This is a genomic window from Alkalimarinus alittae, from assembly GCF_026016465.1.
GTDB classification, from domain to species: Bacteria; Pseudomonadota; Gammaproteobacteria; order Pseudomonadales; family Oleiphilaceae; genus Alkalimarinus; species Alkalimarinus alittae.
Window position 1 is genome coordinate 2,008,282 of record NZ_CP100390.1, and the last position, 13,698, is coordinate 2,021,979.

At 41.7% G+C, this 13,698-nt stretch carries 11 protein-coding genes; 2 read left to right on the top strand and 9 right to left on the bottom strand.

Features of this window, described 5'->3' with window-relative positions:
• Positions 1–50: 50 nt before the first annotated feature.
• Positions 51–1,136: a 3-deoxy-7-phosphoheptulonate synthase gene (locus NKI27_RS09090; protein WP_265049343.1), complete on the bottom strand. Its 1,086-nt coding sequence runs from the start codon at positions 1,134–1,136 to the stop codon at positions 51–53.
• Between the two features lie 244 nt (positions 1,137–1,380).
• Entirely contained in the window at positions 1,381–1,575 is a 195-nt protein-coding gene (locus NKI27_RS09095; RefSeq protein WP_265049344.1) for a hypothetical protein, read from the bottom strand.
• A 160-nt stretch (positions 1,576–1,735) separates the two neighbouring features.
• On the opposite strand from NKI27_RS09095, the gene NKI27_RS09100 reads away from it, so the two are divergent.
• Together NKI27_RS09100 and NKI27_RS09105 are read left to right on the top strand one after the other, a co-directional pair.
• Positions 1,736–3,487 (top strand): DUF1631 domain-containing protein, encoded by a 1,752-nt coding sequence (locus tag NKI27_RS09100; RefSeq protein WP_265049345.1) that lies wholly within the window; start codon positions 1,736–1,738, stop codon positions 3,485–3,487.
• Positions 3,488–3,498: 11 nt separating this feature from the next.
• Positions 3,499–3,888 carry a PilZ domain-containing protein gene (locus tag NKI27_RS09105; protein ID WP_265049346.1) on the top strand — a complete coding sequence of 130 codons (390 nt, stop codon included), beginning with the start codon at positions 3,499–3,501 and terminating at the stop codon, positions 3,886–3,888.
• A 96-nt stretch (positions 3,889–3,984) separates the two neighbouring features.
• On the opposite strand, the gene NKI27_RS09110 is transcribed toward NKI27_RS09105, so the two are convergent.
• From NKI27_RS09110 to NKI27_RS09140, 7 genes are all read right to left on the bottom strand, one after another.
• Positions 3,985–5,052: an alpha/beta fold hydrolase gene (locus tag NKI27_RS09110; protein WP_265049347.1), complete on the bottom strand. Its 1,068-nt coding sequence runs from the start codon at positions 5,050–5,052 to the stop codon at positions 3,985–3,987.
• Between the two features lie 204 nt (positions 5,053–5,256).
• Complete coding sequence (locus NKI27_RS09115) at positions 5,257–6,045, bottom strand: enoyl-ACP reductase FabI (RefSeq protein ID WP_265049348.1); 789 nt, start codon at positions 6,043–6,045, stop codon at positions 5,257–5,259.
• Between the two features lie 44 nt (positions 6,046–6,089).
• Complete coding sequence (locus tag NKI27_RS09120; RefSeq protein WP_265049349.1) at positions 6,090–7,706, bottom strand: ABC transporter ATP-binding protein; 1,617 nt, start codon at positions 7,704–7,706, stop codon at positions 6,090–6,092.
• 6 nt (positions 7,707–7,712) lie between these two features.
• Positions 7,713–8,744: an ABC transporter permease gene (locus tag NKI27_RS09125; protein ID WP_265049350.1), complete on the bottom strand. Its 1,032-nt coding sequence runs from the start codon at positions 8,742–8,744 to the stop codon at positions 7,713–7,715.
• Between the two features lie 3 nt (positions 8,745–8,747).
• Positions 8,748–9,836 carry a microcin C ABC transporter permease YejB gene (locus NKI27_RS09130; RefSeq protein ID WP_265049351.1) on the bottom strand — a complete coding sequence of 363 codons (1,089 nt, stop codon included), beginning with the start codon at positions 9,834–9,836 and terminating at the stop codon, positions 8,748–8,750.
• Positions 9,837–9,867: 31 nt separating this feature from the next.
• Complete coding sequence (locus NKI27_RS09135) at positions 9,868–11,763, bottom strand: extracellular solute-binding protein (protein ID WP_265049352.1); 1,896 nt, start codon at positions 11,761–11,763, stop codon at positions 9,868–9,870.
• Between the two features lie 21 nt (positions 11,764–11,784).
• Positions 11,785–13,692 (bottom strand): extracellular solute-binding protein, encoded by a 1,908-nt coding sequence (locus NKI27_RS09140; protein WP_265049353.1) that lies wholly within the window; start codon positions 13,690–13,692, stop codon positions 11,785–11,787.
• Positions 13,693–13,698: the final 6 nt, after the last annotated feature.

Genomic DNA, 13,698 nt, shown 5'->3' on the forward strand with positions numbered 1-13,698 from the left:
AAAAAAGCGCCAAATAGCAGGCGCTTTTTTTATGTTCGTCAAAAGCGACGTTATGAAGTCTTAGACGTAGATCTTGCTGGCAATATATCTTTTAACTTATTACGCATATCTTTAAGGGTTTTTTCGGTCGTCTCCCAATCGATACAAGCATCCGTTACTGATACACCATACTTTAACTCAGAAAGGTCTTTAGGAATCGATTGATTGCCGAAGTTTAGATTACTTTCAATCATTAAACCTACGATTGATTCGTTTCCTTCAAGAATCTGATGAGTGATGTCCTGAACAACTAATGGCTGTAGGTTGGCATCTTTATTTGAGTTTGCATGACTACAGTCAACCATAATATTTTTAGCAAGACCTGACTTCTCAAGTTGCTGTTCACATAGTGCAATATTGACTGAATCGTAGTTTGGTCTACCGCCACCACCACGTAATACGATATGGGAATAAGGGTTGCCCTTTGTTCTAATAATAGCGACTTGGCCTTCTTGGTTAATACCTAAGAAACTGTGTGGATGTGATACAGAGTTAAGCGCATTCGTGGCGACGTCTAAATTTCCGTCGGTCCCATTTTTAAAACCAATAGCGACTGATAAGCCACTGCTCATTTCTCGGTGAGTTTGTGATTCAGTCGTACGAGCGCCGATAGCACTCCAAGCGATAGTATCTTGTAAGTATTGTGGTGAAATTGGGTCTAATGCTTCTGTTGCTGTTGGAAGGCCTATTTCAGCGATATCCATCAGTAATTGACGACCGATATGGAGGCCTTCTTCAATCGCAAAAGAGTCATTAAGGTGTGGGTCATTAATTAAACCCTTCCAGCCAACAGTCGTTCTTGGCTTTTCAAAGTAGACACGCATGACAAGTACAAGTGTGTCGCTAACCTCTTCAGCTAGCTTCTTTAAACGAACAGCATACTCTTTTGCTGCTTTTAAATCATGAATTGAGCAGGGGCCCACAACGACAAAGATACGATGATCTTTTCTATCGAGTATATTGTTGATGGTCTCTCTGCCATTAAGGATGGTTTGTTCAGCGAGTGTTGTTAAAGGGATATCTTGTTTTAGCTTATCAGGTGTAATGAGAATTTCTTGGCTAGCTACATTTACGTTGTCGAGAGAAGAGGTGGTCATCAGTCCGATCCAATGGTTATTTAATTAGTATTATTACACACCGCATGGGGTACATGCTGTCTAGTGTGGCCCTCAATATGAGTGAGAGACTTAAAAGTGTATCTATGTTGCTTTATTCAAAATAATAATGCAACGGAATAGGTCAAGGAAGTGGCACAAAAGTATGAAGGTATCGAGTCGGTTACGGGCTGATGATATCGTAGGGTAGATAAAAACAAACCCGCTAAAAAGCGGGTTAATAAAATTAATAGCTGATTACTTCAGGTAAATAAGGAAACTCAGTTAACGGTCTTTTATCGCATCGTCTTTCGATACTTCTTCTGCATAAAGAAGACCTTCCTTTGTTTGAGGCTGATTGAACATACCGTCTTTCTTGCTTTCTACGATCTAACGTTAAGTTATACATGACATAGTCCCCTGTTGTTATGGGTAAGTTCATTATACTACTTGTATAAAAAATAACCATGACGGTTAGGTTAAGAATAATTAACGAATAAAGATCCGTTTTGAAAAACGCGGCTATAATTGAGAGTAGAGTGCTTAAAGTAGATTGCCAAATACGGGGTTCTATCCCGTTAAACGTCATTAAGGAATAAAGAGTGGTATCGATAGATCAGATTACCAAAGAGTTACGAATTCCCGATTTAAAATATGAAATTAGTAACAGTCAGGAAACTGAAGAGATTGTCGTCGCGCTATCCGATTTTTTGAGTGATTGTGCGCGCGATGCTTCTCTGTTGGACGGTGAGACATCACTCATCAAGGTGCTGGAGATTCAAGGGGATAGGTTTCGATTATCTCCACGGATTTATAACTCCTTATTTTTGTGCGATAGGCTTACTGATGTTTTCTTTCGTAAGGCGAATATTGATGAGCAGTTAAAAGGCATTATAAGTGGCTGGAGATTTGTGCTGGCTAAAATATTTGTAATGTACCCGTCACTACTTGCGTCTGAGAGTAGTCCAATTTTGGCTTTGATTGATGATATTTGTGCCAGTCAAATAGGTTGGGCTCAAGAACCTAAGCGAGTGAGTCAGACTGTTATTGATCGTCTATCTGAAATACATGAATCACTGCTTACAATTAATTCTATCTCACCTGAACCGCTCGAAGCCTTAAGGGACAATTGGGCCAAGGCACAAGAGAAGCAGCGTGTACGTATCGCAAAGCTATTTGAACGTTTAGAGGTTACTGAGCAGGGGGCTGCAACGTCTAGATATTCAACAGAGTTTAGCTGTTACACCCTTGGTAAACGGCTTAAAGGTAAACATATACCGCCTGTAATAAACGCATTTTTAGTAGAAAAGTGGCAACCAGTACTTAGAAGTGCGTTATTAAAAAACGGGCAAGGGGACCCAGAGACAGAAGCAAAATGGAAGGAACTTGTGGCGTTAACCGAACGGGTTATCTTTGTCTTTGCAGATATGAATCGCAAAAATAATGAATCGCTCTTTCGTCATGCTGAAGGTCTGGTGGATGAACTTGCTGCAGCTGCAAATCTTTACGAAATAGCAATACCAAATGACGAATGGGAGTCCATTCAGCAGTTACTCATCTTAGTATTACAAAATGCGGATATAGAAAGAACTGCAGCCACGGTTAGAGAAAGTGAAATTAACTTTGATGATGAGGGCAGACCTGATGCTCAAGCGCTTTCCGAGATGTGCGGAAACTGGTTTATTTTTAAGCAAAATGAAGGCGCTACACGACTAAAATTTGCACGATATTTTTCTGATTCTAGGCAGATTCTTTGGTTAAACCATGCAGGTATGAAGTCTTTAATTATGCCTTATGAAGACCTAAAAAAAGGCATGAAAGCGGGTACCATTAGTGTCATAAAGGGTTGTTATCTTCTAAGTCAGGTTTTTAATGAGACCCTACGAGGGCTTAGCAAGGTTGCGCATGCGCAACATGAGGCACGAGAGAAAGCGAAACAAAAAGCGGCAGCTGAAGCAGAGCAATTAAGGCTAGAAAAACAGCAAGCAGAAGCGCTTATTCGCTTAAAAAACCAAGAGGCTGCCAAGCGCTTAAAAGAGGAAAAGTTAAAGGCCGCAGAGAAAAAACGATTAGAAAAAGAACAAGAAACCCTAAAATTGATTGCTGACTTATCATTAGGTGCTTGGATATCAGTGCTAGAAGGCGATATAAAAGAAAAATATAAGCTAGTTGTTAAAATTAATGCAACCAATAAGCTTATTTTTGTTGATAAAATGGGACTTAAGAAGTTTGAAGTCAAAACCCCAGCGTTTATGAAAAAGTTGATTGATGGGGAGATTGAAATTCTGAGTGGAGGGGCTGAATTTGATGATACGTTATCAAGAGTGGTAGGTCGTCTCAGGGTCGGGAAATAGCAGGGGGATAAATGGATAATTTTGATATAAAGAATTTAATAAAAGATGATGAGAGGCGTGAAGAGTCTCGCTTGAGTCGTTCAGCAACTTTATTTGTTGAAACCGTTTCTGCAGCTCCCGGCAGTCTAGATGGTGCGGAGGTAGTGTCTTGCAAAACCTTAGACTTTTCGGCAAATGGACTGCAGGTCAAAATGGATACGCCTTTAACGGCTGGTGCAATTCATCAGATGACGTTAGAGTTTCCTAATAGTGATGAGAAGTTCGAGTTAACCGGTGAGGTTCGTTGGGTTCGCTTGTCCAGTAGTGGTTCAGGTTATGTAGCAGGTATTATGCTATTTAATTCTGAGGGGACAGAAATAATTGATTGGAAATTAGCCATCGCCAATTGGTTGAGCGACTAACGTCGTTACAGTTTTATGATTCAACTATGCGATTCCGCCAGAGAAGGGGAATCACATAGTGAAATCGTGTTTCAGTTCGTTCTTATTAGTACAGTATTACTCTTCTACCGCTTCTATCATTCGCTCAGAAGCACCGGGCTCACTGAATTCTTTCACTTTAGATATCGGCTTAGGTGGGATGATTTCTTTACCATTTAAAAAGGCGATGGCATCCATGACAGTCTTGCTTGGGATCTCTTCCATAGGCATATGGCCAACCCCTGGGTAGATGACTACTTGGCTATCTCTGATATCTTCATTCCAACGCTTAGATAACTCGACAGGTACCCATTTATCAGCCTCACCCCACATTAGAAGTGTTGGGGCTTTAATTTGAGCAAACGGGAGTGGTGTTTCCTGAGAGCTTCTTTCTTTCAAAATTTCCATTATTTTAATATAAGATTTTCTTGCACCAGGGCGTTGTGACATGTGGACATAGCGATCCATATGCCTTCGTTCTATCCGCTGGTGATCACCATAAACTTGTTTAACATTCAAGGTAATAAGTAGAGGTGGCTGAACAAAACCTCCAATGGTTGAGATTACAGGGGCTGTTGCAAAGTCAATAATCCAAGGGACTTCTTGCGGGTATGCGACAGGGTCTAATAAAATTAGACGATCAACACGGTTTGGGTAATTAGAGGCATACTGTGCTGCAATATAGCCGCCTAAAGAGTTTCCAGCTATAGACATGTGGTCGACTTCTATAATATCTAGAAACTTAGCAAAAGTGTTTAGTAAGTACTCTTCATTGAAGTCATCCATGGACTCAGGCGCACCCGTTAAACCAAAACCAGGCACATCGAGGCTGATTACTCTGTAGGACTTACTAAGTTCTAGTACCCAGTCATCCCAGGTTTGTAACGATGACATAATGCCATGAACCAGTACGATCGTAGGGCCTTCTCCGACCTCTTGATAGTGAATATTTAAGCCGTTTACATTAGCCCATTTGGAATATTCATTGGTATAGCGTTCTTCTAAATCTTCAAGAGGGATATCAGCAAACCCTAGAGAATTGACAAATGAAGGGCTGGCCTTCATTGCTGCGCCCATACTGGAACAGCCGCTTACACCTAACGCTATAAACAATAAAACAAAAATTTGAGTATAAATTCGTTGCACTGAAGTCACCTGGTTAGTCGTACTCTTTGTTTAGATGGCCTAACCACTACAGGGTAGTGTGTAACAGTTTTGGCACTTAAAAAGACAGAAAATTAATTGTCATAAATAAAGGTCTCGAATACCGGAGCATTGAGACCCATAGAAGTTAATGTTTTTTACAAACTGTTACAGTGACGTAGTCCAAAATTATTAGAATAAGTTGAATTATTCCTCAAGACTGCCCATCGCGGTAATGTTAAAGCCCGCATCAACATAGAGAATTTCACCGGTGATACCGCTAGCCAAGTCTGAGGTTAAAAATGCCGCGGTGTTGCCGACTTCTTCTGTTGTGACATTACGACGCAATGGTGTTCTTCGCTCTGTTTCCGCTAGCATTTTTCTAAAGCTTTTTATGCCGGAAGCGGCAAGTGTTCTAATTGGTCCTGCTGATATCGCGTTCACGCGTGTACCTTCAGGGCCTAGACTATTAGCCATATACCTGACGTTCGCCTCTAAACTCGCTTTAGCTAAGCCCATCACATTGTAATTAGGTAGGGTTTGTTCTGCGCCTAAGTAGGTGAGAGTGAGTAATGAGCCATTTCGCCCTTTCATTAGCTCACGACCACCTTTTGCTAGGGCAATAAAGCTATATGAACTGATATCATGAGCAATCGCAAACCCTTCTCGAGTGGTAACATCAACAAAGTTGCCATCAAGTTGGTCTGCAGGCGCAAAACCAACAGAGTGGACGATAATATCAATTCCATCCCATTTTTTACCGATGCTGGTAAAAAGGTCTTCTATTTGTTGGTCATCGGTAACATCACAAGGAAACACCATATCTGTGTTCCATTCCTGACCGAAATCTTCAACACGTTTTTTTAACTTATCACCTTGATAGGTTAGCGCTAATTCGGCACCTTGTTGGTGAAGAGCACGAGCGATGCCCGTTGCTATAGAGAGCTTGCTTGCGATACCGACCACTAGCGCTTTTTTACCCGCTAATAGACCCATAATTAACTCCTTTAATAATAGTACTTGTTCATGCCTAATTACGGCTAACTGACGGCTTCTTGAGTGTTATAGAATGACGCTTCAATAAGCGAGCGAGTATATGACTCATTGGGGTGATTGAAGATTTGGTGGCAGTCTCCATATTCAATGACCTCACCTTGTTTCATCACCATCACCCTGTGACTAAGCGCTTTGACGACGGCTAAGTCATGACTGATAAATAAATAGCTAATGTGATATTTTTGCTGAATATTTCTCAAAAGGTCTACAACTTGAGACTGCACGGTTCTATCAAGTGCAGAGGTAGGCTCATCTAGAATGATTAATTCAGGTTGAAGGACCAATGCTCTAGCGATCGCAATACGTTGACGTTGACCCCCCGAAAACTCGTGAGGATAACGGTGGCGAGTTTCGGGGTCTAACTCAACATCTTTAAGCGCCTGGATAATCTTCGCTTCTCGTTCTTGATCATTGCCTAGCTGATGAATCACTAACCCTTCTTCTATGATCTGCTGAACTGACATCCTAGGACTTAGGCTACCATAAGGGTCTTGAAATACGATTTGAATTTCACGTCTGAGAGGGCGAAATTGATTTTGATTGTAGGTGTGTATCGGGTGCCCTTTAAAATTAATTTCACCGTGGCTTTGCAGTAATTTGACCAGCGATAAGCCTAAGGTTGTCTTTCCGCTACCGCTTTCACCAACGATACCGAGCGTTTCACCTTTACGAACAGATATAGTGATATTATTAGCGGCTTTAAAGTAAGCCGTTGTTTTTCCAAAAAAGTTCTTTTTAACCGGAAACCAAATATTCAAATCCTGAGTATTTAATAATGTAGGTGAGTCATCTGCTACTGGTTCGGGTGTACCCGTCGGGTCTGCGTCAATCAATGTTTTGGTGTAGTCGACGCTAGGTGACTTGAAGAGCGCTGCAGTTTCTGCCTGTTCAACAATTTTTCCTAGGTGCATAACGGCGACTTTGTCAGAGTAGTGTCTAACGATGTTGAGGTCGTGGGTAATTAATAATATGGCCATCCCCAATTTTGCTTGAAGATCCCTTAACAGTTCTAATACTTGCTTTTGAACCGTGACATCGAGCGCAGTGGTTGGCTCATCTGCAATAAGAAGGTCGGGTTCGTTTGCGAGGGCCATGGCAATCATCACACGCTGTTTCTGACCACCTGATAATTGGTGAGGATAAGACGCTAGGCGTGACTCAGGTTCAGGAATACCAACTAATGATAATAGCTCAATGACACGTTCACGCGCTTTTTTGCCACTCAGCCCTTTATGTAGCAGTAACGTTTCACTAATTTGTTTTTCAATCGAATGTAACGGGTTAAACGACGTCATCGGTTCCTGAAAAATCATACTGATTTTATCACCGCGTATAGAGCGCATCGACTTTTCGTTGCTTTGAAGGATATCCTGCCCTTCGAATATGATTTCGCCGCTAGGATGATAGGCTTTCGGGTAGGGTAGTAGTTTTAGAATAGACAGTGCAGTTACTGACTTACCTGAGCCGCTTTCACCTACGATGGCGACTGTTTCCCCTTTTTGGATATCAAGGGACACGCCTTTTACCGCTTCTATTGGCTGGTCACCCTGCGAAAAAGAAACGCGTAAATTTTTGATTGAAATGAGTGATTGACTATCCATTATCAATTAAGCCTTCTTAGGATCAAAAGCGTCTCGAACGGCTTCACCGATAAAGACCAATAACGTTAACATAAGTGACAATACAACAAATGCAGAAATACCTAACCAAGGTGCGTGCAGATTTGATTTGCCTTGCGCGATAAGCTCACCAAGAGAAGGAGAGCCTAGTGGCATACCAAAGCCAAGAAAGTCGAGCGAAGTGAGCCCGCCAATGGCACCAGTGAGAATAAACGGCATAAAGGTTAGGGTGGCGACCATTGCATTAGGCAGCATATGTTTAAACATAATACCGCGATTACTCAAGCCTAAGGCTCTGGCTGCTCTAACATACTCAAAGTTTCTCGCTCTTAAAAACTCTGCACGAACGACATCTACTAGCCCCATCCAGCTAAACAACAGCATAATACCTAACAGCCACCAGAAACTTGGCTGAACAAAACTTGAGAGAATGATTAATAGGTAAAGAACCGGAAGGCCTGACCAAATCTCTATAAGCCGTTGTCCAACCAGGTCAACCTTACCGCCGTAATAGCCTTGAGTAGCACCCACGATCACGCCCACAACAGTGCTCAGCAGTGTGAGCGTTAACGCAAACAGAATCGATATTCTAAACCCATAAATCAGGCGGGCGAAGACATCCCGACCTTGATCGTCGGTGCCTAACCAGTTCTCAGTAGAAGGAGGGGCAGGTGCAGGCACAGGTAGATCGTAATTTATGGTTTTATAGCTATAGCGAATAAGTGGCCAGATCATCCAGCCATTATCATTAATAAGCGCTTGAATATAACTATCACGATAGTCTGCTTCAGTTTCAAAATCGCCTCCAAATTCCGTTTCGGTATAGGTATTAATAATGGGTGTGTAAATAGACCCATCGTAATACACCACTAACGGCTTATCATTTGAGATGACTTCAGCAAATAATGTAATAAAAAATAGAAAGGCAAAAATCCATAATGAATAATAGCCTCGACGGTTTGCTTTAAAATTGTCGATTCTTCTTTGAGTTATAGGATTGATAGGTCGATTGTTCTTCATGGCTTATCCCTCCCTGCTTTCAAAGTCGATACGAGGGTCAACCAGTACATAGGTGATATCACTTAATAACTTCAAAAATAATCCCATTAACGTGAAGATATACAGCGTCCCAAACATGACGGGGTAGTCTCTATTTAAAGCTGACTCAAAACCAAGCAAACCAAGCCCATCTAATGAAAAAATCACTTCAATCAATAATGAGCCTGAGAAAAATAACGCCATTAACAACCCGGGCATGCCAGCAATGACAATCAACATCGCATTTCTAAACACATGGCCGTAAAGAATCTTGTTTTCTTCAAGCCCTTTTGCGCGAGCGGTAATAACATATTGTTTTCGGATTTCATCTAGAAATGAGTTTTTGGTGAGGAGTGCTAAAGTGGCAAAGCCACCAATAACGTTAGCGGTTATCGGTAAAACCAAGTGCCAAAAGTAGTCGGCAATTTTTCCGAAAAACGTTAAATCGTCAAAATTGTTTGAAACGATCCCTCTTAATGGGAACCAATCTAGATAAGTGCCGCCAGCGAATAGCACGATTAATAAGACGGCAAACAGAAAACCGGGTATTGCATAGCCGACAACAATAAGACTACTAGTCCATACATCAAACTTGGAACCATCATAGACTGCTTTTTTAATGCCTAAAGGTATAGAAATTAGGTAAATAATGAGCGTGGACCAAAGCCCGATAGATATTGAAACTGGCATTTTTTCAATGACCAAATCAATAACAGACTGATCTCTAAAAAAGCTATCACCAAAATCAAAGAACACGTAGCTTTTAATCATTAGCCAGAAACGTTCATGAGGGGGCTTGTCAAAGCCATATAGCTTTTCGATTTCTTTAACGAGCTCTGAATCTAACCCTTGAGCGCCACGATAGGATGAGTTATCGCCACTAGATGAAGATACCTCGACCGACATGCTATCACCCATGCGGTTCTGTACGCTTGAATCTAAACCTTGTAACTTAGCTAAGGTTTGTTCAACGGGCCCACCAGGGGCCGCTTGTATAATAAGGAAGTTAAGTAGCATGATCCCAAACAGGGTTGGAATCATTAACAGTATGCGCCGTAAAATATAAACAGACATAAGTGAATTCTGCTGTGTGAATTAGGTTAATTTATTGGTCGTTTGTCCACCAAGTATCAAAATCAACACCCGCTTTAGGAAATACTTTCGGGTGGCTTAAACGTTTCCAATAAGCAATCCGCTGTTTTGGTAGGTGCCATTGGGGAATAACATAGTGATAGGACAATAGGATTCTGTCGAGCACTCTTGTGCGCGTCACTAATGACTCTCTATCGGGGGCTGCAATGATCATGTCGACTAACTGGTCGACGACAGGGTCAGAGACGCCAATATAGTTGCGAGTTCCAGGTGTAGTAGTATTTGTTGAATACCAATAGTCCCGCTGTTCATTACCGGGCGAGTTAGACTGAGATAAGGTCATTATAAACATATCATAGTCATACTCTCTCACACGACCAATGTACTGGTTTGTGTCGACTAAGCGTATATCTGCTTGAATACCGAGGGTAGAAAGGTTCTTGGTGAATGGGTGAATAATACGTTCGAAGCTTTTTTGGTATAACAAAATCTCAAATTTAAACGGTTGAGAGGTTTTTTCGTTAACAAGTTGTTTATTTTTAACCGTCCATCCTGCTTCTTTAAGTAATTTAAGCGCTGTACGAAGATTTTTACGGACTTTACCAGAACCGTCTGTTTTAGGGGCTTGGTTAACGGTTGTGAATACGCTGTCGGGTATTTGCCCTCTAAACGTATTCAGAATAGCAAGCTCTTCTTTGCTTGGCAGCCCTGATGACGCTAGTTCGGAGTTTTCAAAGTAGCTGTTAGTACGCTTGTATTGACCAAAAAAGAGTTGTTTGTTGGTCCACTCAAAGTCAAAGGCATAGCTAAGCGCTTCACGTACCTTAGGGTCTTTGAAGATATCTTTTCGAGTGTTAAATATAAAGCCTTGCATGCCCACAGGCTGCTCGTGCTCGACCTCTTCTTTAACGATCAGGCCATTGTTGAATTTATCGCCGGAGTAAGACGTAGCCCAGTTTTTGGCTATATTCTCGACGATAAAATCGTATTCACCCGCCTTAAATGCTTCAAGCGCTATGGTTTGATCGCCATAGTATTCGAATATTATTTCATCAAAATTATAGAGTCCTTTATTAACGGGGAGGTCTTTAGCCCAATAATTAGGGTTACGTTTATAGCTGATGGATCGACCCGTGTTAAATGAGTCTATTTTATAAGGCCCGCTGCCTAATGGGGTCTCTAGGGTCGACTTAGAAAAGTCACGAGACGCCCAATAATGCTCAGGTAGTACCGGAAGCTGGCCGAGTATCAAGGGTAATTCACGGTTTTTGTTATTCTTAAAGTCAAAGCGTACTTGATATTGACCTGTTTTGCTGACATTCAATACGTCGCCATAATAGGCTTTGTAAAAAGGAGCACCATGCTCAATAAGGCTGTTAAAGGTAAAAATAACATCTTCAGGCAGTATAGGGTGGTTGTCTTGAAAGCGGGCTTTAGGGTTTATATGAAAAGTGACCCAGCTACGATCTGCAGGCATTTCTATTTTTTCTGCAATGAGCCCATACTGACTGAACGCTTCATCTTCTGACTGTACGGTAAGGGTGTCGTACAAGTAATGGCTAACACCCGCGGCAGGTACGCCTTTTAAAACAAAAGGGTGAAAGCTGTCATAACTGTTAGACACAACACTTCGTCGAACGGTTCCGCCTTTAGGTGCATAGGGGTTTACATAATCAAAATGAGTGAAGTCTGCTGGATACTTAACATCGCCATGCATCGCTACACCGTGTTTTGGCGTTGTTGGCGTTGTGTCTTTCATCACTGCTTGATGGCTGTCTGAATTGATAGCCTGTGTAGGTGAGGCTAATGAAAGTGACATAAATAGTGAAAAGCCAGCAAGCTTAATGCTAGTTATAACAGCGTTAAGTGCATTAGAGTGCGTCGTTGACGGATGTTGCATTGAAGTCATCTTATATACCGAATGATATTATTATTTGATCCACCAATTCTCAAAACCTAGTTTATACGGTGGTTGTTGTTCAGGTTTGAGAAATTTATCCCAATAGGCAATGCGATGATAATTCAAATGCCAATTAGGAACTATATAGTGGTTCCATAGTAGCACACGATCAAGTGCTTTCGTGGCGGTTATCAGCTCCTGACGTGTTTTAGCGCTAATTATTGTCTCAGTTAGATAATCCACAGCAGGATGGTTAACTCCAGCGTAGTTTCGACTCCCTTTTATGTCCCTTGTCGAAGAGTGAAAATATTCTCGCTGCTCATGGCTTGGAGAAAGGCTTTGCGATAGCACAAATGTTGTCATATCGAAGTCAAAGTCGTCTAGCCTGACTTTGTATTGATTAGCATCGACGAGTCTCGCGGTAGCTTTAATACCGGTTTTTCTCAAGTTCTCTATAAAGGGCTCTATCACTCTTTTTATGCTTGGCTGTCTCAGCAGAATCTCAAATTCAAACGGCTCTTTAGTTGTATGGTGGTAGAGCGTACCGTTGTTGAGTGCCCATCCTGCGTCTTTAAGTAGTTTTAATGCCTGTCTTTGTTTGTGCCTTATGTTGCCTGAGGTGTTGTTTGAATCTGCAGCAGTTGTTGTGCTGTTAATGGTGTTGGCTGTGAAAGGTTTAATAAAAAGTGAGGCAGGTAAACTATCTCTATAGGGTTCAAGTAGTTTAAGTTCAGCATCATCGGGTTTAGCTAATGACGCATCAAAGATAGAGTTTGGGAAGTAAGTCGTGTTTCTGGTATAGGCATCATGAAATATATTTTTGTTGGTCCACTCAAAATCAAACAGGAGTGCAATGGCTTGCCTTACCTTTATCGAGCTGAATACTGGCTTTCGTGTATTAAAAAAGAACCCCTGAGTGCCAGAAGGGATTTGGTGTTGTATCTCTTCTTTTAGGACGTTGTTGTTTCTTAGATTTGGGAAGTCATAACCTGCAGCCCAGTTCTTAGCGGTGTAATCTATAAATGTATCAAATTCACCGCTTTTAAAGGCCTCAAAAGCAATGGTTTGATCACGGTAATAGTCAAACTGAACCGTATCAAAGTTATATCGACCTTTATTGACGGCAAGGTCCTTCGCCCAATAAGTGGTGTTTCGTTCAAATGTAATGAACTTTCCAGCAGAGACGGACTTGATCTTATACGGTCCGCTTATAACGGGAGGGGTCAGGGTCGTTTTAGAAAAGTCTTTATCTTCCCAGTAATGCTTAGGCAAAATTGGGAGTTCGCCAAAGCGTAATAAATCAGCTCTCGCATGGCTATGTTTGAAAATAACTTTAACGTTTAAGGGGCTGATCACCACAACATCCTCAATACCTTTAAGGCTTTGACGAAATTGGGGATGACCTTCTTTGATGAGTGTCTGCCACGAAAACAGAACATCGTCTGCATCAATCTTATGCCCATCTTGAAATTGAGCGGATGGCCTAAGATTAAATATAGCCCAGCTTAAATCATCAGGGTAGCTGATTGACGTTGCAATGAGTCCATAGGCTGACTGTGGCTCATCGCCTGATCTTGATACGCCACCGGTGCCTACCAGTAATGAATCCGTTTCTTCGGAGAAACCATAAACATATTGGCCAGGTGTATTAATGGGGCTGATACCGCGAAGTGTGTAAGGGTTTAGCGTGTCAAACGTTCCAAAACCCATTAAACGGATGTTACCGCCTTTTGGTGCTGCTGGATTGACGTAGTTAAAGTGAGAAAAGTCGGGTGCATACTTTAGATCACCATAAAGAGCAAAGCCGTGACTGGTCGTTATGTTTTCTGAGCGCGTTGTTGCATTCTCAGCAAACGTAATTAAAGGGGCAAATAGGGAATAAGTCAGCACTAAAATCGACATCATGTGTGTCGTAAAGAGCTTTATAAAATAGCGCATTTGAGT